Origin of the sequence: Chloracidobacterium sp. (genome assembly GCA_016716305.1) — a bacterium.
Lineage (GTDB): Bacteria > Acidobacteriota > Blastocatellia > Pyrinomonadales > Pyrinomonadaceae > OLB17.
This window is the reverse complement of sequence record JADJWP010000002.1, coordinates 2,542,898-2,566,028: the sequence shown is the minus strand read 5'-3', so window position 1 is coordinate 2,566,028 and position 23,131 is coordinate 2,542,898. Positions and strand designations below refer to the sequence as shown.

Sequence of the window (23,131 nt, the reverse complement as noted above, 5' to 3'; positions counted from 1 at the left end):
AGCGTACAAAAACAGCCGCGGAGACGGGGCGTCTTAGATCGGGCGACAACTCTCCATTCCCCAGGGCGTAGACGTCGCACTAAGCAGCCCGTTTCGCACTTCGGCAAATTTCCAGTCGCTTCGCTGCACGATAACCCCTTTCGAATCCTCGGTCCGATTTACAAAAGCGATTTCTGTAAATAGCTTAGCATTGCGGTCGCTGAGACTATCGGTGCTAATGACGTCGCTCGGCCCGGCCGTGCTGAAAACACTCAGCTCCTTTTTTTCGCCGGGTGTTATATTTGCAACACATACAAACTGCCGTCGAACAACATTTGAAGGCCTTGCTTTCTCGACAAAGCGAAACTCGACGAACACGACCTCTACAAGTGTACTGCCGTCATTCCTGATCTTCACCGTATAGGCAAAACCGTTGACAGGTTCTGCCTTTCGCTTTCGCGATTCCTGAACATTCTTCTCGATAGCAGAGCTGCGCCCGTCGATCGTTTGGTCATTCGGATCTTGTGCTCCGGGTGTTTGCTGGGCGCGGGCGGCTCTCTGAAAATTTCTATTTTCGGGGATCATTTGAGGCACGGCAACAGCTGTTTCGGCACTTCCGGTAAATGACCTCCGCTCGCTTTTCCATTCAAAAGCGACCACGCTGACCGGAAGAGCGTCGCTTTTTTGCTGAGTGAACGATACGGCTGGTGTCAACACCAAAAGCAGGAAAGCAGATGACGAAAGTCTCACAACTCACCTCCGAGATCGACATTTAGACGTGGGAGCAAATTCAAAAGGTGCCCGATTCGCTCAGAGCTTATCATTGAAGAAACCGACGACCAACGCCCATGCATCGCTTGCCGCAACTGCATCATAGACCTCGGGCCGCGTATCATTAAAGAATGCGTGATCGGCGTCATACTTTACGGAGTGAACCGGAAGCTCGAACCGTTCTGCTGCATCTTCGAGTGCGGCGACTTTCTCGGGCGTTATCCATCCGTCACGCGTTCCCGAAACAAAGATCGTTGGCGTTTTGAGTTTACTTAAGACGTCGTCGTTCGGAATATCGCCGTAAAACGGCGCAGCGGCACTAAAGCCTTCAAGCGTACAGGCCGCTCGAAGCGCGAAGGTGCCGCCCATGCAGTATCCCGTGATCCCAAAATGCGAGATATTCAATGCTTCCCTGGCCTTCTCAACGGCCGCTGATATCGTCGCGATGCCGTCCTCGATCGAAAGGGCATGCATCATTTTCGAAGCTTCGTCCGCGTTTACAGCGATCTTGCCGTGATACAGGTCCGGTGCAACAGCGATAAATCCCTCTGCGGCGTATCGATCGGCGATCTCCTTTACGTGGTCGTTCAAGCCCCACCATTCGTGGATCACCAAAACGGCACGGCCATTCGGGTTTACGGGTTTGGCTACATAGGCTGTGGTTTCGCCCGCGGCCGTCGAGAACAAGAGATGTTCAGCAGACATAAAGATCCTCCCAAAAATTCGTTTCTTCAGATTATAAACGAACCTTTGGGAGGACGTAACTCATGGACCGAGGTTGTTCGATCCATTGGCTCATATCTAGGTTAGAAAAATCTGATCGAATACCCGAACCTAATACCGCGGCCGATCTCAGGCATAAGATCCTTAATAAAATTGACGTGGTTGCGATAGAGCTTATCGGTCAGGTTATACGCATTAAACGAAAAGATATGAGCGTAATGCTGCCGGCCGATGGTGTAGGATCCCGCTATGTTCAGTATCCCGTAACCCGCAGTTCGTGTTTCGAGCGGAAACGTCTTTGTCTGAGCCGATGCAAAGACGGCCTCGGGCCTTATGCTCAGATCTTTGTATCGAAGATCAATCCCGATCCTTGCACGTGCCGGAGGGATCCGGGGAATGTTCAAGTCATTGTCGGTGAGTTTTGCCCTTACTGCATCGAGGCTGATAAATCCTCCGATGTAGTTGTTGAATGTGACATCGGCGCTCAATTCCGCCCCAAAATAGGCGGCATCCGCCTGCTCGTAGCGTCCGACAGGCAGGCCGTCTTCGATGTCAACATCACCATCGCCGTCCTCATCCTGCGGCGCGAGAAATACAAAGTTGTCGATACGGTAGTAATAGACGTCACCCGTAAGCCTGAACCTGCCCGACTGGTGACGCAGCGAAAAGTCGATCCCGTTTGCTCGTTCGAGCCTTAGATCTTCGTTCCCGATCTCGAACGTTACCGTTCCGATATGGGGACCGTTGTTGTACAACTCCTCAAGTGCCGGCGCTCGGTTCGCATGTGTGTAGTTCACGACAAGTGCCCCGCCCTGCCACAGTCCGAAATTTACCCCGACACCGCCTGAAAAAGCAGTGAAGTCGCGTTTACGCAGCTCGGTGTTCTCAGGGTCGTAGCTGTTCCTTTCTATACGTCCGCCAAATTGGAGCTTCACCCGGCCAAAGTTGAGCTCCTCGAGGCCGAACGCGGAGAACGCCGTGTGCCCCACCTTTCCGTCGATCAACTGCTCAGCACCCTCGACCTGATAGTCACGGTCAAAGCCTTCGAAACCGAATCTGCCGGTCAGTTTCTTATATGCCTGCTGTTCAAAAACAGCCCGATAAGAAACCGTCTTGTTTGAAAATACCGTACCGATCGAATCCAAGCCGTCCTCGGTCTCGATCTCCTGATGACGGTAGTCAGTGTAGTCGAAATTGTAGGTCAGGCCGTTCACGAACGAGTTCGACAGATCTCGAAAACCGCCGTTGAAGCGAAGGTTGTGACGCCGCAAACGGAGATCGATCTCTTCATCTACTTCTGGTAGCTCACCTAGGACCTCCTTCTTTTTTCCGCCTTCGAACAAAGCCGCATAAGGAACTCCGTAGCGCCTTACGTCGTAGCTGTAATTGCCGTTAAAGAATGCTTTTTCACCGAAATAACCCATTCCGCCCGAGGCAGTATTGGATCGCGATGAAGAATTGTCGACGCGGCCTATCGGCGATTGATAGTCGCCTGTTCGCGCGGCACCAAGATTCGCGCGAAATAGCCAACGTTTGATCCCATATTCGGCACCGCCCGAGAATGCGCCTTGGCGATCCGCCGTACCGCCAACAACCGTCGCGAACCCTCGAAATCCGTCATGATAGTCGTCATTATGGTGTCCGATAACGTTGACCACACCGCCAAGAGCATTGCTGCCGTAAAGCAATGTCGCAGGCCCCTTTACGACCTCGATGCGCTCGGCGCTCAACGGATCGATCGGTTCTCCATGATCACCCGACTGCGACCCGACCGAACCATTACGCACTCCGTCTTGAAGGACGAGTACGCGGTCACCGTCAAATCCTCGGATCACCGGCCGCGATGAGCCCGGCCCAAAGCTCCGCTTCGCAACGCCGGTCTCCAACTCGAGAACCTCCCCGATCGACGTTGACGCACGTTCCGTGATCCGGGTCGATCCGACCGAGTTCACCGTTTGAAACGAATCGAAGACCGATTGTTCTGCACCTGACGCAGTAACCGTGACCTGTTCCTTTAGGGACGCGATCTGGAGCTGAAAATCGATCTTCAGATCAGCACCGGCCGCTACATTAACAAAACGTGTTTCGTCCGAAAACCCTTCAATATGCACAAGCAGCGTATATCTGCCAGGGGCGACGTCGGTCAATCGATAATTGCCCTCGGTGTCGGTGCTTGTTGTCTGCTTTGTCTGAATGATCTGAACAGATGCGTCGTGTAAGGCGGTGTTTCCGCCAAAAGTGACCTTACCGCTGATAGATGCATTTTGAGCGCTGACTGCCGAAGTGCATATTGCCAGCATCATCAAACCGAAAAAAGTTCTCATAAGTTTTCGTTCCGTAACGTTGATATTTCAAATAGATATTGTCGGCGAGGTCAGCCTTTAAGATCGACAAGTTTTTAATGAGTGGCTGAAATCAGACAATGAGCGGTAGGTTTCAATTGGCCTGTCTTATCAGATCTTTAGCAGATTAGTGCGCAGGACCTTCGACTGGATCCGGCTTGAGGCGAGTTCCTGCCCGTTTTTCATGCTTACCAGAAATGTGCCGCCGGGCATTGGCGCGATTCTCGATATCGATTCGAGATTGACAACAGCACTTCGCGATAAGCGAATGAACTTCTTCGGATCCAATCTGACCTCAAGGTCTTTCAGTCGAAAATTGATCGTGTACCGCTTATTGTCCTGACTTGTGATCCTGAGCAATTCTCCGTCGGCAACGATCGATGAAACATCACCGACCGGCACCAGAACGATCTCTTCCTTAATTCGCACGGGGATGCGCTCGACATAGTCTCCGGGCGTTGCCGGACCGTAGACGCTTGTCGCATTTTTGAGCTTTTCCGCCTCCGTGGCCCGCCAATCCTCACGCTCGAGCCTCTCTGTCGCCCGAGCGATCGTTTCTCGCAGCCGCTTGATCTCGACCGGCTTCAGCAAATAGTCGACCGCATTGACCTCAAATGCGTTGACCGCGTGATCATCATAAGCGGTCACGAACGCAACGAGCGGCATCTCATTTTTTGTCAACGAACCGACGACTTCAAGCCCCGAAGCTCCGGGCATCTGAAGATCGAGCAGCGCGAGATCGGGCTTTTTCGCTTTGATCAGATCGATCGCATCGATCCCATTTTCAGCCTCGCCGATCAGATCGATATTCGAGATCTCCGCCAGAAGCGATTTTAGGAATTCCCTCGCGGGACGTTCGTCGTCGGCAATGACTATTCTGATCCTGCTCATATCCTTGCAACTTTCGGCCTGCTCGTTTTCCGCCCCGTCGGACTAGTTACGGGTAATGTGATTGTTGCGACCGTGTGGCCATTTTTGTCGATCTCAAGCCCGAGTCCGGCATCAGGGCCATAGTAGGATCGAAGCCTGCCGCGAACGTTTGATAGTCCGACACCGTACGGTTCGTCGACATCGAGATCGCCTTTGCCGGAGCCTGTATCGCTTACCTCGATCACAAGTTTTTCGCCTGCGTCGTCCATCTCAGCGGAGATCCCGATGTGTCCGCCCGACCTGTTTTCCGATATGCCGTGTTTTATCGCGTTTTCGACGATCGGCTGCAGGATGAGCGCGGGTATGCGCATTTTCGCGATCTCGTCGGAAACGTCGATCTCAACCGTGAGACGTTCTTCGAATCGCGCTTTTTCGATATCCAAATAGCTTTCGATGATCTTCAATTCCTCGCCAAGCGTACAAAATTCGTCGGACGATCTTAAGACCCCTCGCAGGAGTCTTGTCAGCTGCAGAAGCGTTTCAAACGCACGTTCGGGCGACGACCTTATCAGGTAGCCGATCGTGGTCAACGCATTGAAAAGAAAATGCGGATTCACCTGCGCACGCAACGCCGTCAGCTGAGCTTCGGCCGCGAGCTTTGATATTTCTTGTTCGCGATATTCTTGCTCGCATCGCTCGTGGATCACCCGAAGCGCATCGATCCGACGTGCCGCCGCAAGCGAGATAGAAGCGAGCATCGTGATCTCGTCCGAAAGCAGCCTTCGTCCGCCGTGAAACTTTGACAGCTCAATTTGAAAATACGGCGGTTCTGCGGTCGGAACAAACACCTCGACCAGATCGGGCTGAAAATCGACGAATGTCGCCGTTCCACGATCGTGTCTTTCAGCGATCTCGTACCACTTTGACCCTTCTGACGTAAGCGCCTCAGCCAGGCGGCCCGAGGCGACATCGAGAACGTCGTTGCTCGAACCGAGATTTTCGAAGGTCTCTGTCAATTCAGTTTGCAGTTGGGCATAGTCGATCCGCTGAAGGATAACCTTGTCTACAAACAGAACCGCGAGCCTATGCAGCGAGGGATAAACGAGCGCTGTTGCGATCCAAAGGATCAATATGAGGCTTATGGCAAGAACATCGTTTCTATCGTGGGTTTCGTGATAACGCAACAGCGGAGCCGCGACCAGGACGTATAGCCCGAACGCCACCATCGAGAGCAGGATCAGCGACACGGCTCGCTTCAAGAATAGATCGGCAAAGGCGAATCGGTAATTCTGATAAAGGATCGCAAGAGCGAGCGGCAGCGACGATTGATGTGCAACGAGCTCGATCAGCCACGAACTTCCTTCTCGCTTGTCGACGAAATGAAGGCCCGAGACAGCGAATATCAGCAGAGCGGTCGTCCAAATGGCCCGCTGCGTCAAAGTCTGTCGAAAATAGACGAAAACGAGGCCGACAGCGAGCGAAACAGCCCCGAGAATCAGTACCATCAGCCCGAAGCTCGAGGGTACGACCGAACCGCTGGCGGCCGCGACGAAATGAAGCGTCGCCGCAAACGAGCTTACGGCGTAGGCAATGTAGGTAAGCGGCGTCCATCGCGCTTCACCATTCTGTGCTGAATGGACAACAACGGACGGCAAAAAGCCGAGAGCTGAATAAGCGGTCGCGGTCAAGAACGCGAGATTTGCGGACGTGCCAAAGTCTCCGAGAACGAAAACAGACATCTCGCCCACGTTCCAGATCAAGCCCAGCAAGGACGTCACCAGTAGCAGCTTATGGGCAAAGCGAGCGCGTTCCTGACCGCGGTGCTGAAGGACCATCGCACCTAACAGGCCATAAAGCGCGATCCCGACCGCAAAGCCAATGCAATTCACCAACAATGCCGCATTCAGGGAATTCATTTCGTCGCTGATACCTTAGTCCCGCATCAATGATCCGCCAAAAGCCATATTAACAGATAGTCGTTTCAGCCCAACAGACAGTTGTATCGGCAAACGAATGAAGCGTAGTATTATCCAGAAAGAAATTCGATCGGATGATATGAAGCGACTGTTTCTAATGCGTCACGCGAAATCAAGTTGGGATTCGCCGGGATTGTCTGATTTTGAACGGCCGCTAAACGATCGTGGCCTGAATACGGCACCCTTCATGGCCGAGTTGATCTCTCGGCGAGGCTTGCTGCCGGAATTCTTTATCAGCTCGCCGGCCGTCCGCGCAATGCAGACGGCCAAGATCGTCAAGGAAAGTTCCGGTTCGAATGCCGTCCTCCGGTTTGACGAACGCATTTACGAAGCAAGCCCCAATACGCTCCGACAGGTGGTTTCCGAGATCGACGACGCCATCGCTTCGGTAATGCTGATCGGTCACAATCCGGGACTCGAGGGCTTCATCGATTTTCTTACATCTGAGCATGAAAGCATGCCGACCGCAGCCGTCGCGACCATCGATCTCGAGATCGAGCAATGGACCTCGCTTGCAAAGAATTGCGGGCGTTTGGTGTCGGTCATTCGCCCAAAAGATGAGGCCCAAAAGGCCGGCGGATAGGCCGGGAACCTTACACCCGAGGAAGCTGTAACATTTAACACAATGGTAACAAAGAGTTAATGACGCCTTAAGTTGCCAGGCATAGACTGCCCTTTTGCGTACAATTCTGTTCTCATTCGGTTAACCACCAGCATCTATGCAGCAAAACATACTGATCATTGAGGACGACGCCGATATCGCCGAGAGTCTTCATTATAATTTCAAGCGAGAAGGCTTCCGCTCGATGATCGCAGAATCGGGAGAAAAAGGACTCCGCCTCGCTCTCGATGACAAGAATTCGCCGTCTCTTATCATCCTTGACCTTATGTTGCCCGGGATGAGCGGGATGGAGCTTTGCCGTCGTCTCCGGCGTGAGCAGGCAACTGAGAACACGCCGATAATCATGCTGACCGCAAAGGCGGCCGAAACCGATAAGATCGCCGGGCTTGACACCGGAGCCGACGATTACATCGTCAAACCATTCTCGGTCAAGGAGGTTGTCGCACGCGTCCGTGCCGTGCTTCGGCGTGCCGAAAAGGAATCCCCTCCGCGTTACGAAGATGAACGAATGAGCGTCGATTTCGATGACATGCGGGTAATGGCAGACGGGGAATACGTTAAATTGACGAGGAAGGAATTTGCCCTGCTTGAACACCTGATCAAGAACAGCGGCCGGGTTGCTACGCGTCAGCAGCTGCTCGATAATGTCTGGGGTTATAGTTATTTTGGCGATACCCGCACACTAGATGTTCATATACGGCGATTGCGTCAAAAGATGGGCGAATGTGGTGGTTGTATCGAGACCGTTGTGGGTGTCGGTTATCGGTTCGTCGGCTGCAAATGATCGCTCCTCAAAACAGAGACGAAAGCATCGAATTTCATGGCGCACATTCTCGCCGATTGCTGCATTCGATCATCGATTCGATCCGCGAAGCCGTTCTTGTCGTCGATCCCTCGATGAAGATCGTCGCCTCAAATGCCTCTGCAACCCGAGCTTTTTCCCGTGAATATCCTGATCTAAAAGGCAAACGCCTTAGCGAGGTGATGCGCGACCTAAATCTGCACGTGGCGTTTCGCCGTGCATCGACAGAGAAGGTCGGCACGGACCTGAAAATAGAGCTTACAGGCAACGAAAAGCGGGTTTACGATGTCCATATCGCGCCTTTTGAGCTTGAAGGTGAGGTCTATGCCATCGGTATGTTCTACGACGTTTCACAGATCGAACGTCTCGAAAAGGTCCGTCAGGAATTCCTGTCCAACATCTCTCACGAACTTCGCACACCGCTGACCTCGATACTCGCCTTTGTCGAGACCCTCGAGGACGGAGCGATCGACGACCGCGAAAACAACCGCCGTTTCTTAAGCACGATCAGGCGGAACGCGGAACGAATGCACGTACTCATTGCGGACATTCTTGAGCTTTCCCTGATCGAATCGGGCAACGTCTCGATCGACGTCAAAAAGGTAAGGGTATCGCATTTGATCGACGAGGTCTTTGCAACGCTCTCGTCAAAAGCCGCCGAAAATGATGTGGAACTCATCAACGTGATCTCGTCCGAGGAAAGGATCGATGCCGATCCGATGCGGTTGGAACAGATGCTGACGAATCTGATCGATAACGCGATAAAGTTCAACCGTTCGGGTGGGCGCGTTACGGTCAGTATGGACCGCAATGACGAAAGTTATTTCCTCAATGTGTCAGATACGGGCGAAGGTATTCTCGCTGCTCACCTTAACCGGATATTCGAGCGCTTTTACCGTGTGGATCGCGGACGCACACGCGACGTTGGCGGAACCGGGCTCGGTCTCGCGATAGTCAAACACCTCGCACGGCTCCATGGTGGTGAGATTTCCGTAAACTCGGCGCTCGGACATGGAACGGTTTTCACGATCCAACTTCCCATTCTTCATACACTTACCGTGTGATCGATTTTTCTTTCCACATAAGCTAGAACGTGATATAATTCTTATATTAAGCAGGCAATTTAGGTCACGCGGACCGCAGGTTTACGGGTTCGTTTTGTTTGGTCAACTCTCAGGTTTTTTGGGGGCAGAACACCTATGGATCTCAGCATCGGACAGAAGGTCGCGTATCCAAGTCAGGGCGTTTGCATGGTCGAGCAGATCGAACGAAAGATGATCGGCGACTGCAGCATGAGTTTCTATTCTCTTCGAGTTTTGAGCGATAACTCAACGATCTTGATCCCCACGGAAAATGCCGAAAGCGTTGGTGTGCGCCCGATAATATCGTCAATTCAATGCAAGGCCCTGATCGAGAAACTTTCTTCGAGCTTCGAAAGCGCATCGAGCGATTGGAAATCGAGGTCGCGTGAGTTCACCGACAAGCTCAAGTCCGGCGACGTCTTCGAGGCGGCTGACGTGCTCAAGAAACTTACGTTTCTTAGCCGCGAGAAAAAACTATCGTTCCGTGAGCAAACTTTGCTGGACAAAGCAAAGTTTCTTATCGTTTCTGAGATAACGAACGCCGATGCCGCTGACGAAGAACTGCTGCGGGACGAGATCGAGAGACTTGTTGAGATCGCGTGCAACAAGCATTCGGCCGAGCATTTGAACGTAATGTCAGCCGCTATACATTGAGGCCATTAAGGCCTTCGATATTTTGCTTTGACGACGGTCTTGATATTTCCCCTGACGTGAAAATCACCGACGATCTTGACCCTTAACGGGTCACAGGCCTCGACAAAATCTTCAAGAATGATGTTTATGACGTGTTCGTGAAATACCTTTACGTCGCGAAACGAGTTTATATACATCTTAAGGCTTTTCAACTCGATGCACCTTTCGTTCGGAACATAACTGAGCCTGATCACAGCAAAATCCGGAAAATCAGAAAACGGACAGATCGCCGTAAATTCAGGTATCTCGAAATCGATCCAGATCGGCTTGCCTGAAAACTCGTATTTGAACGTGTCCAGCGGATAAAGCCCCATCTCGCCTCGCGGTGTTGAACGGATGTCAAGATTCTGGAGATTTTCCGGAGGCAGAATTTTGTCGTCTAACATACTTTTCTCTTTTTACTGAATTCACGAGCCGACGCCAGATCTTCGATCCCGCGTGAGCGCAGATCGCTCAGAAGATTCAAGAAGATCCGTGCCGTTGCCCGGGCATCATCGCTCGCACGATGATGATTTACCAGGTCGATAGAATAGTGGCGTGCGACCGTGTTCAGTTTATGATTCTCGATATCGGGCAGAAGTTTTCGCGACAACTGAACGGTACACAGCGACGGATTCTCGAGACAATAGTCTTCGTATACCAACCCGATCTCATGATTCAGGAAGCCCATGTCGAACCGAGCGTTGTGAGCGACCAGTACCGAATCACCGATAAATGCCAAAAATTCATCGGCGATATCACAAAAGACCGGTGCGCCGCGAACCATATCGTCGCTGATGCCCGTCAATGATGTAATGAATGACGGTATCGGAGTTTCGGGGTTGACCAGCGTGTGAAATTCCCCTTCGATCTCACCGTTGACCACCCTGTATGCTCCTATTTCAGTGACACGGCAAGGCGGAGCCTTAGCTCCGGTCGTTTCAAGATCGAAAACAACAAATGACGTGTTCGAAAGATCGATCACGCCATGGTCGCGGCCGACGAACTCGACATCGTCACCGTCGCCTACGATCGCCAGGCGCGAGTCGCGTTCGACCAATTCCTGAACAAGCAAGCGTGCGATGAAAGGCTCCGGTTTCTTGATCTTCATTACCCGATCGACGATCCTGACCGCCGGAGCCCGCCCACCAAGCGACTCAAGCAAACTGATCGTATCTTTGATCAAAAGCGATTCCGAAATGAGATTTGCAGAAGGAGCCATTCACTAATCATTCTATCGGCAAAACTTCAAACCGCAAGGAATCGAACGAAGCGGCCGCAGTCCGAATTGGGAAGAATCGCTTTTTTTTGACATAATTCGGTCTTTGGTCGTTCGAAAACATCAGATCTACACAATATCGGAAAGACCGGATCTGTAAAGACAAACAACATTCAAAGATGGGGCCGGACCAGATACTTCAGCACTTTCGCGACACAAACGCTCTTCTCGACGGGCATTTCATACTTTCCAGCGGCTTGCATAGCCCACTGTATCTGCAGTGCGCCCTTGCGCTCCAATATCCTGCCGATGCCTCGCGTTTCGCCCGCCTGATCGCTCAGAACTTCGACCGCTCTGATATCGATACGGTCGCCTCGCCGGCGATCGGAGGCCTGATCATCGGGTATGCGGTAGCAGCGGCGATGAACGTCCGGTTCATTTGGACGGAACGGCAAAATGGCGAGATGACGCTAAGACGAGGCTTTGGTATCAGGCGTAACGAACGGGTTTTGGTCGTTGAAGACGTTATCACCACTGGCGGATCGACGCGAGAATGTATTTCGGTCATCGAAGCCAATGGCGGCAGTGTCGTCTCGGCCGCATCGATCGTCGACCGCTCGAACGGGAAGGCCGATGTCGGAGTCTACCGCATGTCGCTGCTGTCGCTCGATGTTCCTAGTTATACAGCAGCCGATTGTCCATTATGCGAACGCGGAGACGTAGCCGTGAAGCCGGGAAGCCGAGCGAACATTTCGAACTGAACGATGCGAACGTGCTGTTTTCTTACGATGGACGACCTCGCGGGCTATGTCAGCGACGACGATCTGGCCATTGGACCGCTTGAGAGACTCGGATGGCAAGTTGAAAAGGTCTCGTGGCGTTCTGAGAAGGTCGACTGGAACTCATTTGACGTGGTCGTGGTTCGAACGACCTGGGACTATCAAAATGCTCCGATACGGTTTCTTGAAGTGTTGAGATCGATCGAAAGCTCATCAGCACGTCTCGAGAATCCGTTGGCGCTGATGGAATGGAATCTGGATAAACGCTATTTGTGCGAACTCGAGGCCGACGGCAATTCGATCGTTCCGACGATCTGGGGAAATGGGGTATTTACCAAAACCGAGTTTTCGGGCTGGCTTTCATCGCTTGGAACCGACGAGGTCGTTATCAAGCCGACGATCAGCGCAACTGCAAAAGATACATTCCGGGCAAAGTCGTTCGACCCCGATATCGCAAGCGTGTTTGAAGGCCGGGGCTACATGGTTCAGCCGTTTTTGCGGTCTATCGTTGACGAAGGTGAATACTCGGTGTTCTATTTCGACGGCGAATATAGCCACACGATCCTGAAGACCCCGAAACGTGACGATTATCGCGTCCAGGAGGAGCACGGGGGCGTGATCAAAGCAGTAGAACCGCAGGCGGACCTTATCGCATCGGCCCGATCGATCGAAAACTCGCTACTGCCGCGACCGCTCTACGCCCGGATCGATCTTGTGCGTGACGGCTCGAAGTTCCGATTGATGGAACTCGAATTGATCGAACCTGCTTTGTACTTTCGAATGGACGACCGCTCGGCGTCGAGATTTGCGATGGCCCTGAACAAACGATTTAATGAATTATAGGTTTCTGATCCAGTACGACGGCACCGACTTCCACGGTTGGCAGGTGCAGGAAAATGACCGAACCATACAAGGCGAACTCGAGCGCGTTATCGGTACGCTTGAGGATGCTCCGGTCAAGGTGGTCGGTTCAGGGCGAACCGACGCCGGCGTCCACGCTGAAGGCCAGGTCGCCAACGTAAACATGAATCGCAGATTCACGCCCGATAGGCTCCGGGCGGCCATCAACGGCAATCTGTGGCGTGACATCCGCATCATGAATGTCGAACTTGCTCCGGACGACTTTCACGCTCGTTTTTCGGCCCGAAACAAGACCTACCTCTACCGCATCGTGAATGCGCCGGTCATGACGCCGTTTTGGCGTCGGTTTGCCCACCACGAATCACGTCCTCTCGATATTGGCCGGATGACCGCTGCCTCTCGAATGCTGCTCGGTGAACACGACTGGACAGCCTTTTCGTCGGCCCAGGCCGACGGCGAAAACCGCGTGCGAACAGTGACTGACTGTACCATTCAGACCGTTTGGGATCCGCGGGCTCGTGCGTCGATGATCGAATTTTCGATATCTGCGAACGGATTCCTGCGTTATATGGTGAGGTCGATAATTGGCACGATCATCGAGATAGGGCGCGGCGAAAAGGATTCTGATACAATTCAGACGGCAATTGTCACGGGTGACCGAAGTCTTGCCGGAAAGACCGCTCCGGCACATGGGTTGACGCTTATGAAGGTCGAGTATTGACGCGTTTTTCGGCTCGCGAATGGTGCGGCTAAACGCCGAAACGAAGAAACGCAGATCGGCTGACATGTGGATCTTTTTATTCGCGTTTCTTTGATCGCTGCAGTTTTCCATCTGAGCTTAGCTCGGAAGGGATCGCATTGACCCGGCCCGTACTAGCCGTATTGCGTTCTCGACGAGCGGCCTCGGTAAAGTTCGCCGCAATTCTTTTGGTACATGCTTATTTATCACATCACAACTCCAGAAAACTGGGAAAAATACAAGGATCGTCCGTCGTTTCAGACCGAGAGCTTACAGACCGAGGGTTTCATCCATTGCAGCTTCGACACGCAATTAGAAGCCGTAATCAAGCGGTACTACAGCCAGCGGCCGAAGATAGTCATTCTCACGATCGAAACCGATAAACTTCTGGCCAAGCTCGTCAATGAACCCTCGACCGGCGGCGAATTGTACCCGCACATTTACGGCAGGCTTAACCACAATGCCATAGTCAACGTCGAGGAGCGGTTGGTCGCCGCAAAAGATACGACGATCGACTATTGGTCGGATAAATGAGTGGCGGCTTTCCGCTCGCACGCAGATGCATAAAAACTTTACCCATATCCCTGACCTTACGCCGACCGACGCGGAACTTCTCGACGAGATCGATCTCGATCGGATGCCGAGGCATATCGCGGTAATAATGGACGGTAATGGGCGTTGGGCTAAAATGCGGGGAAAACCGCGAATATTCGGGCACAGAGCCGGAGCTGAGTCTGTCAGGTCGATTCTTGATACATGCACGCGACTCGAGATATCTGCGGTTACGCTGTATGCATTTTCTACTGAGAATTGGAAGCGGCCGAAAGCCGAAGTATCAGGCTTGATGTCGATGCTCAAACGATATATCCGAAGCGAGATGCGCGAGGTCGATGCGAATAACATACGGTTTCAAGCGATCGGGAATATTCAGGGCCTCGCGCCGGACGTCCAGAAAGAGATCGCCTGGGCAACCGCCCAAACGGCTTCAAATACCGGAACGATACTGAGCGTTGCCTTAAATTACGGCGGGCGGCTTGAGATAGTCGAGGCTTGCCGAAAGGCGGCCGCGGGGCATAACGGCTCGCCGGGCGAGATTACCGAAAAAGATATCGAACAGAATCTTTACACCGCGGGCCTTCCGGATGTCGACCTTTTGATCCGTACCAGCGGTGAATTGCGGATCTCCAATTTCCTCTTATGGCAGATCGCCTACGCCGAGATCTATGTCACCCCGACGCTCTTTCCTGATTTTCGACGGGCTGAGATCTTTCGAGCGATCATCGAATATCAGAAACGCGATCGACGATACGGCGGCCTCAAGTCATAGCCATGAAAACACGTCTGTTAACTGCCGCAGTTGCACTGCCGATCCTTGTTGCTTCAATAATCCTACCGACGTACGTACCCGGCACGGTTTGGATCTTCGTCGGCATCGCCGTTTTGGCACTTGCGGCCGGGCTGTTCGAGTTGTTTATTCTAACTAAAAAGCTCGAATTAAAGGCAGACGCCGGTATTGCTTATCTCGGAGCCGCAGCGATCGCGGTTGCGTTCATTTTTGACGCTCCGGCTAAGGCTCCGGACCTTTTGCTCCTGACACTGGCTGCATTCGTCGGAACGGTTCTTATCTCCCAGACGTTTCGGTTTCAAAAAGACTTCTCGAAAATGCTGACGGGTGCGGGAGTTACGATACTAGGTGTATTGTATCTGGCGTTCCTCGGCGGATTCTTGATCTCGATACGTGTCGGATTCGAAAGTTCGCCGGGGCTCTCGACCCAGCTATTGCTTTTCTTTTTTGTGGTGATCTTCGGCTCGGATTCGGGAGCATATTTTGCCGGCCGTGCGTTCGGAAAGCACAAGCTCGCACCGTCGATCTCGCCGGGAAAAACGGTCGAAGGCCTGATCGGAGGCCTCGTAGCCGCCGCCGGCTTTGCAGCGCTGTGTACATTCATGTTTTTTCCGGAGCTGCCGTACAAATTCTCGATCCCGCTCGCCGTGGTTATGGCCGTTGTCGGCGTCCTCGGCGACCTGACGGAATCTGCGATGAAGCGGGGCTCCAAAACCAAAGACGCCGCCTCGATCCTTCCCGGCCACGGCGGCCTGCTCGACCGATTGGACAGTTTGCTATTCAACGCACCAATCTTGTATTATTTTGCTCGGTTTTATTTTTAGCGATGAACGCCATTTTACGAGTTGACGGCAATAATACGTAAGGACGGAAACGTTTTTTCACGACGTTCCGCCTTCCGACTGTCTCAACCCGGAAGGCGTTTTTATTTTTATGCATGATGTATTGGGAAGTTTAGAAAGAACGCATTCGTGCGGCGAGCTTCGCGAATCGCAAGTCGGCAAGAACGTCATTTTGATGGGCTGGGTCGCAAAGAAGCGTGATTTCGGCGTTTTCACCTTCATCGACCTTCGCGACCGCGAGGGCGTGACACAGGTTGTCGTCAGCGAAGAGACAGCGGCCGAAGCTCATGCTAAGGCGAAGAATCTCCGCGGCGAGTTCGTGATCGCGGTGAAAGGCGTAGTCGTGAGCCGAGCTGAGGGGACGCACAACAGAAAGCTTGCGACAGGCGATATTGAGGTCAGGGTCTCAGAGATCTTGATTCTTAACGACGCTAACGTTCCGCCCTTTCAACTTGAAGTTGCCGGCAGCGAAAACCTTGCCGCGGAGGACACGCGGCTCAAATACCGTTATCTCGACCTTCGCCGTCCGCAGCTTCAGCACAACATTCGCATGCGTGCCAAAGCCGTAGCGAAGATCCGCGAGTATTTCGATAACCGCGGTTTTGTCGAGATCGAAACACCGATATTGTTGAAATCGACGCCCGAAGGCGCTCGCGATTTTATCGTCCCGTCGCGGATACACACCGGCAAGTTCTTCGCCCTGCCGCAGTCGCCGCAGATCTTGAAACAGCTGACAATGATCGCCGGATTTGACCGTTACTACCAGATCGCCCGCTGCTTCCGCGACGAAGATCTCCGGGCCGACCGCCAACCGGAATTCACACAGCTCGACATGGAAATGTCCTTCGTCAACCGCGAACAGGTCTATCGCGAAATGGAAGGGATGTTCAACCACGTTCTGAAACTGATCGGCGTCGATCTGCCGGCCGAATGGCCGCGAATGACATATGCCGAGGCGATGCGACGCTACGGCTCGGACAAACCCGACCTTCGATTCGGCATGGAGCTCGTCGATCTGTCGACCGAGCTCAAAGAAACGGATTTCGCTCCATTTGCCGAGACCCTTGCGAAAGGCGGCGAGATCAAATGTATCGTGGCAAAAGGTAAGGCCGATTACTCGCGCAAGCAAACCGATGAGCTGCAGGAGTTCGTCAAACGATACGGAGCCGGTGCTCTCGCCTGGATAAAAGTTGGCGTCGAGGCGGCAGCAGAAGTCGGAACCGGGAGCGACGGGGTCATTACCTCGTCGCTCCTCAAGGTCCTGGGAGAAGAGAAGGTAAGCCAACTCGCCAAGACCTCTGGTGCCGAGCGCGGAGATGCCGTCCTCATCGTCGCAGGCAAAAAGTCGGTCGTGGCCGCAGCTCTCGGCGCCCTTCGCATCGAGATCGCCCGGCGCGAGAACCTGATCGACCGCAGCAAGTACGAACCCCTTATCGTCACCGAATTCCCGATGTTCGAGCACGACGAGGAGACCGACCGCTACACTGCCGCTCATCATCCGTTCACCTCGCCAATGGACGAGGACCTTGAGAAGTTCAAACAAGCGGTCGAAAACGATGCGGACCATCATCTGCTGGGTGAAGTGCGTGCCAAGGCGTACGACGCCGTGATCAATGGATACGAATGCGCCGGCGGGTCGATCCGCATCCATCAAAAGGACGTGCAGGCCTTAAATTTCAAAGCACTCGGAATGACGCCGGAGAGCGCCCGTGCACAGTTCGGCTTCTTCCTCGACGCCCTTGAATACGGCACGCCCCCGCATGGCGGTTTCGCCGCCGGCATCGAACGCACGTGCATGATCCTCGTCGGCACCGAGAACATTCGCGACGTCATGGCGTTTCCAAAGACGGCCTCGGCTCAGGACCTGATGATGGACTCTCCGGGCGAGGTGGATGGCTCGCAGTTGGACGAGCTTGGGATCAATGTTGCAGTACAAGCGAATCAGAATGATCGATCCTAGCCTCTCTCGCAAGGTATGTTATAGCTGGATAGCGGCGGCGGCGATGTTAACATGACAATTGGTTTCAGGCCGTGGGTGAATTCGATTTATTGAACCAATCAGTTTAATTTGTCGTAGAATATCGGTGACGATGGCCAAAAAGTTTGATACAAATCCGCTCGATCCGGAATTCCCGGAAAAGGCACGAACGGCTGCTGAAACAGGCCCGGCGGCGGTTTACACCGCGCCCCAGAGATCCCCTTTCAGTACCGCCGAATTCCCTCGCTCGCCTGGGAGTGTGACCGAAGAAGAGACTCGCAGATTTGAGGGACCGCAGTTCAATTCTTACGCTTTCCATGGCGGTCAGAGTCCGGCCGTTTATCAACCGGTGGGCCTAACCGATATGAATCAGGCTTCGAGCCGAAAGGTCGCCAAAGCCGGCCTGCCGGAAAAGTGGCTGATCGGCCTGCCGTATCTGCCCTTTTCGATCGGGCTGGTCGCAGGCCTTATTTTGCTTCTGATACTGCCGAAAGAAGAGACCAAGGTCCGATTTCACGCTGCACAGGGCCTGGCCGCCCACGTCGGGATATTGATCGTCACGACGATACTGGGCTTGGTCGGCAATGTCACCGACCTTGCCGAACTCGGCAGCGGCATCTTCACGCTTGTCACGACCATCATGCTCATCGTTTTTGCGATCAAGGCGTGGAAGGGAAAGCCGGTTCACATTGAATCCGTCGATGATCTTACGAATTGGCTCGAGGAAAAGATCGGCCCTATCAAGTCGTAATTTCGAACAAAATTCACGATGTTTTGCTCTGGTTGCGGTACCCAAATACAAGAAGGCTTAAATTACTGCAGCAGGTGCGGGCGGCGGATCGATAGAGATACGCCCGACGCTCTCGCCGGAATGAGTTCGTCCGTCATAGCCGCATACACCGGTGGTGTTGGATTTCTCGCGTTCATATTCGTTGTATTGATATTGGCGAAGAATGGATTTCCATCCGGTGACATGACCAAGATAGCCTTCTTGTATTTTGCCGCGCTCTTTGGTATCTGTTTCCTGATCCTTCGACAAGGTTCATTTAAAACGACCGGCACATTGCCTCGATCAGTAGACGCTAACGGTGATCCGGCTGCTCCGGTATACCTGAGGCCCACGGCGACCGCACAACTCGTCGAACGCCCGGAGGCCGAGATCGGCAGTATCGTTGACCACACAACACGCGACCTTGAAGAAGTCACTGCCCAGAGAAAATAAAACGGAATGTACTGTGACCGCTGCGGAAAACAAATAGACGAGAGCCTTAACTTTTGCAAAAGCTGTGGTGCACAGCTTAGAAAAGGCGACGATCAGACAAAGTCGATCCTGGGATCGCTTGTTTCGGCATTGATCGCCGTCGCTGTGGTTGGCCTTGCGATACTCGTCGGGTTAATGGCCATCCTGCTCGATAAAGTTCCAAACCCCGAACCGGTATTCATCTTCGCAATATTCTATCTTGCAACGCTCTTCGGTATTTGCTTCATGATCATGCGGCAGATATCGAAGTTGATCGACAGAAAGCTGGGCGACCCCGCTCCGTTGGCAAAAACATCATCGATCGAATCGGTTCCGCTGGTCCAACTCCCGCCGAAAGCGACAAATCCTTTGGACGAATTCCAGCAGCCGGCGAGTGTGACGGACCATACAACACGAACACTCGAAAAGGTCCCGGTCAGCGAGCGTTAGGCATTCCCGCCAAACACCTCTTTCAAGACCTCGGAGTACTCAATTATTGCCTGTTCGCCGTTGCCGGTGTAGATCGATCCGTGCATTGACGCTACGGTCTTCGGTTTCAAGGCCGCTATGCGCTTCAGCGTCGCATCGGTCTTCGGAGTATAAGGCAAGTAATCTGCCAGCGGGCTTGCCTGCATTTCCAACATCGCCTGACGCACACGATCCGTAACGCTCTCCGAGGTCAACGGAGCAACATCGCCGTTCTGATGTAGAATATCAGACGAGAATAAGACACCGGCTGTCGTATCGAACAAAAGTCCCGCCTCCCAGTTATGCGGGACGTGCGGTGTCGCCAGAAACCTGAAGTTGTGTCTGCCGGTCGAAAACTCCTCGCCGTCAACCATCCCTTTTGCCGGATTCTTCGGTGCAAAATCATCCACACTTACCATCTTTCCGACCATGCTGACAACCGCCGTTGCACGAGGTGCGACCGCTTGCCACTCATTGAGTGAGCCGCATTCATCTGCCTCGAAATGGCTGAATCCGATCCACCGCAGCGTTGAAGGGTCGATCAGCGAAGCTACCGCCTCGCGAACGGCCGGAAATAATGCCCGCATTCCTGTGTGAAACAGCAGCGGCTCCTCGTCACGGACAAGGAATTGGCTGAATCCGAGGTTTGCCTCTGAAATGAAAGTGTTGATCCTAAAAATGTCCGGTGCGATCTCGGTAATATTTGTCATCGTCGTAAACGCTCCTCGGGCCTATGCAGGTCCTCGACCTTATACGCGTTCCCGGACGGAAAACAATGTCATGCAACGGCCGGGATCTCGGCCTCGGGTTTTGCACCTCTCTCGCCTCGGAGTTTCAAAAATGCCGTGATAATGAGAAATATTGCCAGCCCGATCAAGATAAGCGAGGCGACACCATTGACCATCTTGATATCCAGGCCGGTCGATGCCTGAAAATTGCCGATCACCAGTGACCCAAGCGCCCAAAGCGTAATGACGAGAATGAACAGCATCGGCAGCAGCGTGAATGCTATACGTTTTCGTGCTTGGTATAGCCACGCCGTGATCGAGAGAAGGGTCAACGCCGCGAGCAGCTGATTTGACGCCCCAAAAAGCGTCCAGAACTCTACCCACGAACCAGGCTTTGCATAGAAGATCAGAACGAACGGCAAAGCGACGGTTGCGAGAGTTCCGATCACAGCACCAACACGGCCTGGAACGCCGATCAACTCCTGAACAAGATAGCGGCCGAGCCGCATGCCCACGTCGAGCGTGTCGAATACGAAGGTCGAGAATGCCATCGCTCCGAACGTAACCGCGAACGGGAGGTTTTCCTTTCCGATCAGTAGCGTCAGGAATTCGCCAATGCCGTTGCCATAGATCTTACCGGCCGCGAATGCCTTGCCGTCGGCGCCATAAAGCATCTCGTTGCTTGCGATCATCACGACGACCAGCGCGATGAATGCGACAAAGCCCTCTGCCAGCATCGCTCCGTAGCCTACCGGACGGGCATGTGACTCTTTGTCCAACTGCTTTGATGTGGTGCCCGAACAAACCAGTCCGTGAAAGCCCGAACAGGCCCCGCAGGCGATCGTTACGAATAGGAACGGAAAGAGCATTCCGGTCATTCCGCCTACGTCGAACGACTTGAACGCGGGCTGCTCGATCGTGTATCCGCCAAAGAAGATCCCGACGATGCCGACCGCGATCGCCGAATAAAGGACAAACCCACCCAGATAGCCTCTTGGCTGAAGAAGGGCCCAAACCGGGACTAGCGACGCCGCTATGCAATAGAGCAAAATGACGATGCCCCATGTTTGATGGCTATAACTTAATACGTTCGAGAAATTCGTCCCCAGATACGCAACCCCGAAAACGGCCGGAACAAAGACGACCGTCGAAAGCCAGAGCGGCGGTCTTAAATAGCGCTCGACCAGACCAAGCAAAATGGAAAGGAGCAGGTAAGCGACCGAGGCGAATGCGACCGCTCCACCGGGGTTGAAACTGGTTTCACCGGCTAATGCCTCGTCACCCGATACAAAAGTGCCGGCCGTGATATCGGTAAACGCCACGATCACGTAAACCAACGCGAGCCAGATGAATGCCATCATCGCTCTGCCGGCAGCACCACCGAGTTTGTCGCGAGTGATCTCGGCGATGCTCTGAGCGCCGTGACGGACGGATGACGTCAAAGCTGAGAAATCGTGAACGGCGCCGATAAGCACTACGCCGAATGCGATCCATAAAAGGCACGGCAGCCAGCCGAACGCCATACAGGCAATGATCGGTCCGGCTATTGGTCCGGCCGCCGCTATCGCGGAGAAATGCTGGCCAAAAAGATAGAAAGGTCTGATCGGCTCGAAATCGAGCCCGTCTTTATGCGTATTCGCCGGCGTCGCCCGGGCATCGTCCAGCTGAAATTGCCTTGCGATCCAGCGGCCGTATCCGAAATAGCCGAAGACGAGCCAACCGATAAAGACGACGGCGAGAAGTGTAAGCATAGGCTGTGCGGACAATAGAAATAACTAAAGAGATGACGGTAAAATCTACGACAGCATAACATCAGGTTTCAAGCCCGCAGAATCTTGACAATAATTTCCGGATTAAGTACTCTTATTCATAACAATTTGGCAAGGGGAGTAGATAGCCCTCCGCGGTCCTTTAGGTCGTCAATACGAGCAGCAATGCTCCGGCCCAATGGCAAAGTATCAAGACCTTGCGCGACATGTTGATGTCCGCGCAGGGTTTTTTCTTTGCGGACGTGAGTTCACTTCGTGGAGGATCACGTATGAGTCTGTTTCCGTTTGCCGAATATTGGTGGTTTTACCTGGCATTCACCGGTTTTGTTCTTTTGATGCTTGCGCTCGACCTCGGTGTGTTTCACCGAAAAGAGCACGAGGTATCGATCAAAGAGGCGACGATCTGGAGCGCCGTTTGGGTCTCGCTTGCCCTTTTCTTCAATTTCCTTCTCTATCAATACACTCTTTGGAGGTTTCCGCAGGACGAACGCCTGATGGCGACGCCGGGTTTTGTTCCGGACGTCGCCGCCTGGAACGTCTCTCTCGAATTCCTTACCGGCTACATCGTCGAGAAATCGCTTTCTGTAGATAACATCTTTGTCTTCGTCATTGTCTTTGCATATTTCGCGATACCTGCGGTCTATCAGCACCGAGTGCTGTTTTATGGCATTATCGGCGCCCTGATCTTCCGTGCGATCTTTATCGGTGCGGGATCGTGGCTGATGCAGTTTCACTGGGTCATTTACGTCTTTGGCGGTTTCCTGATCCTCACGGGCCTCAAGATGATGTTCGGCGCCGAGAAAGAGATCGATCCGGAAAAGAACTTCGCGATACGGCTATTCAAACGGTTCATGCCGGTTACACCTCAGCTCCACGGCAAGCGATTCTTCGTCCGCGAAAACGGCCGGCTCGCGGCGACGCCCCTTTTCATAGCTCTTCTTTTCCTGGAAATGACGGACGTTATATTCGCCGTCGATTCGGTTCCGGCGATCTTTGCCATAACGGCCGAACCAATGATCGTCTTTACGTCGAACATATTCGCGATCCTCGGTTTGAGATCGATGTATTTCATGCTCGCCGGCGCAGTAAGCAAGTTTCACCTGCTCAAATACGGCCTGGCGGTGGTTCTTGTTTTCGTCGGGCTCAAAATGGTCTGGCTCAACGATGCATTCGGCGGGAAGTTTCCGGTGACCTGGTCGCTCGGGTTCATAATTACGACGATCGCGGCCTCGGTCGCGGCGTCGCTGATGTTCCCGGTAAAGATAGAGTCAATTCCCGGTGACGAGGCCGTCCCGGAATAAGGCCCGTCTTAAACCGCTGCCGA

At 53.3% G+C, this 23,131-nt stretch carries 24 protein-coding genes; 15 read left to right on the top strand and 9 right to left on the bottom strand.

The window, feature by feature from the left end:
• Window positions 1-33: 33 nt before the first annotated feature.
• The 5 genes from IPM28_13690 to IPM28_13670 form a co-directional block, all read right to left on the bottom strand.
• Complete coding sequence (locus tag IPM28_13690) at window positions 34-729, bottom strand: hypothetical protein (GenBank protein MBK9174036.1); 696 nt, start codon at window positions 727-729, stop codon at window positions 34-36.
• Window positions 730-789: 60 nt separating this feature from the next.
• Window positions 790-1,455: a dienelactone hydrolase family protein gene (locus IPM28_13685; protein MBK9174035.1), complete on the bottom strand. Its 666-nt coding sequence runs from the start codon at window positions 1,453-1,455 to the stop codon at window positions 790-792.
• Window positions 1,456-1,556: 101 nt separating this feature from the next.
• Window positions 1,557-3,797, bottom strand: a complete 2,241-nt coding sequence (locus tag IPM28_13680) for a TonB-dependent receptor (GenBank protein ID MBK9174034.1) — start codon at window positions 3,795-3,797, stop codon at window positions 1,557-1,559.
• A gap of 129 nt (window positions 3,798-3,926) precedes the next feature.
• Entirely contained in the window at window positions 3,927-4,706 is a 780-nt protein-coding gene (locus IPM28_13675; protein ID MBK9174033.1) for a response regulator transcription factor, read from the bottom strand.
• Window positions 4,703-6,601 carry a histidine kinase gene (locus IPM28_13670; protein ID MBK9174032.1) on the bottom strand — a complete coding sequence of 633 codons (1,899 nt, stop codon included), beginning with the start codon at window positions 6,599-6,601 and terminating at the stop codon, window positions 4,703-4,705. The genes IPM28_13675 and IPM28_13670 overlap by 4 nt, the downstream gene beginning before the upstream one ends.
• A 97-nt stretch (window positions 6,602-6,698) precedes the next feature.
• Here IPM28_13670 and IPM28_13665 point away from each other — a divergent pair, with 97 nt between their 5' ends.
• The 4 genes from IPM28_13665 to IPM28_13650 all read left to right on the top strand — a co-directional run bounded on the left by IPM28_13665 (window position 6,699) and on the right by IPM28_13650 (window position 9,821).
• Window positions 6,699-7,244, top strand: coding sequence for a histidine phosphatase family protein (locus IPM28_13665; GenBank protein ID MBK9174031.1), 546 nt, complete (start codon window positions 6,699-6,701; stop codon window positions 7,242-7,244).
• Window positions 7,245-7,380: 136 nt separating this feature from the next.
• Window positions 7,381-8,067, top strand: a complete 687-nt coding sequence (locus IPM28_13660) for a response regulator transcription factor (protein ID MBK9174030.1) — start codon at window positions 7,381-7,383, stop codon at window positions 8,065-8,067.
• Complete coding sequence (locus IPM28_13655) at window positions 8,064-9,149, top strand: PAS domain-containing protein (GenBank protein ID MBK9174029.1); 1,086 nt, start codon at window positions 8,064-8,066, stop codon at window positions 9,147-9,149. Before IPM28_13660 ends, IPM28_13655 begins: the two co-directional genes overlap by 4 nt.
• Before the next feature lie 135 nt (window positions 9,150-9,284).
• Window positions 9,285-9,821 (top strand): CarD family transcriptional regulator, encoded by a 537-nt coding sequence (locus IPM28_13650; protein ID MBK9174028.1) that lies wholly within the window; start codon window positions 9,285-9,287, stop codon window positions 9,819-9,821.
• A gap of 5 nt (window positions 9,822-9,826) precedes the next feature.
• Here the strand turns inward: IPM28_13650 and queF are convergent, their stop codons facing one another.
• Together queF and IPM28_13640 are read right to left on the bottom strand one after the other, a co-directional pair.
• On the bottom strand, window positions 9,827-10,246 hold the full coding sequence (gene queF / locus IPM28_13645; GenBank protein MBK9174027.1) for an NADPH-dependent 7-cyano-7-deazaguanine reductase QueF: 420 nt from the start codon (window positions 10,244-10,246) through the stop codon (window positions 9,827-9,829).
• Window positions 10,240-11,061 carry a 3'-5' exoribonuclease gene (locus IPM28_13640; protein MBK9174026.1) on the bottom strand — a complete coding sequence of 274 codons (822 nt, stop codon included), beginning with the start codon at window positions 11,059-11,061 and terminating at the stop codon, window positions 10,240-10,242. The genes queF and IPM28_13640 overlap by 7 nt, the downstream gene beginning before the upstream one ends.
• Window positions 11,062-11,237: 176 nt before the next feature.
• On the opposite strand from IPM28_13640, the gene IPM28_13635 reads away from it, so the two are divergent.
• The 10 genes from IPM28_13635 to IPM28_13590 all read left to right on the top strand — a co-directional run bounded on the left by IPM28_13635 (window position 11,238) and on the right by IPM28_13590 (window position 19,292).
• Complete coding sequence (locus tag IPM28_13635) at window positions 11,238-11,819, top strand: orotate phosphoribosyltransferase (protein ID MBK9174025.1); 582 nt, start codon at window positions 11,238-11,240, stop codon at window positions 11,817-11,819.
• Window positions 11,820-11,822: 3 nt separating this feature from the next.
• Window positions 11,823-12,680, top strand: a complete 858-nt coding sequence (locus tag IPM28_13630; GenBank protein ID MBK9174024.1) for a hypothetical protein — start codon at window positions 11,823-11,825, stop codon at window positions 12,678-12,680.
• Window positions 12,670-13,419: a tRNA pseudouridine(38-40) synthase TruA gene (gene truA, locus IPM28_13625; protein MBK9174023.1), complete on the top strand. Its 750-nt coding sequence runs from the start codon at window positions 12,670-12,672 to the stop codon at window positions 13,417-13,419. The genes IPM28_13630 and truA overlap by 11 nt, the downstream gene beginning before the upstream one ends.
• Before the next feature lie 213 nt (window positions 13,420-13,632).
• Window positions 13,633-13,971 (top strand): DUF952 domain-containing protein, encoded by a 339-nt coding sequence (locus tag IPM28_13620; protein ID MBK9174022.1) that lies wholly within the window; start codon window positions 13,633-13,635, stop codon window positions 13,969-13,971.
• A gap of 25 nt (window positions 13,972-13,996) precedes the next feature.
• Window positions 13,997-14,764: an isoprenyl transferase gene (locus IPM28_13615; GenBank protein MBK9174021.1), complete on the top strand. Its 768-nt coding sequence runs from the start codon at window positions 13,997-13,999 to the stop codon at window positions 14,762-14,764.
• A gap of 2 nt (window positions 14,765-14,766) precedes the next feature.
• Entirely contained in the window at window positions 14,767-15,606 is an 840-nt protein-coding gene (locus tag IPM28_13610) for a phosphatidate cytidylyltransferase (protein ID MBK9174020.1), read from the top strand.
• A 109-nt stretch (window positions 15,607-15,715) separates the two neighbouring features.
• A complete protein-coding gene (gene aspS, locus IPM28_13605; protein MBK9174019.1) occupies window positions 15,716-17,584 on the top strand; it encodes an aspartate--tRNA ligase in 1,869 nt (622 codons plus the stop codon).
• 130 nt (window positions 17,585-17,714) lie between these two features.
• On the top strand, window positions 17,715-18,353 hold the full coding sequence (locus tag IPM28_13600) for a hypothetical protein (GenBank protein ID MBK9174018.1): 639 nt from the start codon (window positions 17,715-17,717) through the stop codon (window positions 18,351-18,353).
• Window positions 18,354-18,473: 120 nt separating this feature from the next.
• Window positions 18,474-18,824, top strand: a complete 351-nt coding sequence (locus IPM28_13595; protein ID MBK9174017.1) for a hypothetical protein — start codon at window positions 18,474-18,476, stop codon at window positions 18,822-18,824.
• A gap of 6 nt (window positions 18,825-18,830) precedes the next feature.
• A complete protein-coding gene (locus tag IPM28_13590) occupies window positions 18,831-19,292 on the top strand; it encodes a zinc ribbon domain-containing protein (GenBank protein ID MBK9174016.1) in 462 nt (153 codons plus the stop codon).
• Here IPM28_13590 and IPM28_13585 read toward each other — a convergent pair.
• Both IPM28_13585 and IPM28_13580 read right to left on the bottom strand, forming a co-directional pair.
• A complete protein-coding gene (locus tag IPM28_13585) occupies window positions 19,289-20,020 on the bottom strand; it encodes an MBL fold metallo-hydrolase (protein MBK9174015.1) in 732 nt (243 codons plus the stop codon). The genes IPM28_13590 and IPM28_13585 overlap by 4 nt on opposite strands.
• 68 nt (window positions 20,021-20,088) lie before the next feature.
• Window positions 20,089-21,789 (bottom strand): carbon starvation protein A, encoded by a 1,701-nt coding sequence (locus IPM28_13580; GenBank protein ID MBK9174014.1) that lies wholly within the window; start codon window positions 21,787-21,789, stop codon window positions 20,089-20,091.
• Window positions 21,790-22,076: 287 nt separating this feature from the next.
• Here IPM28_13580 and IPM28_13575 point away from each other — a divergent pair, with 287 nt between their 5' ends.
• A complete protein-coding gene (locus IPM28_13575) occupies window positions 22,077-23,108 on the top strand; it encodes a TerC family protein (protein ID MBK9174013.1) in 1,032 nt (343 codons plus the stop codon).
• Window positions 23,109-23,131 lie beyond the last annotated feature (23 nt).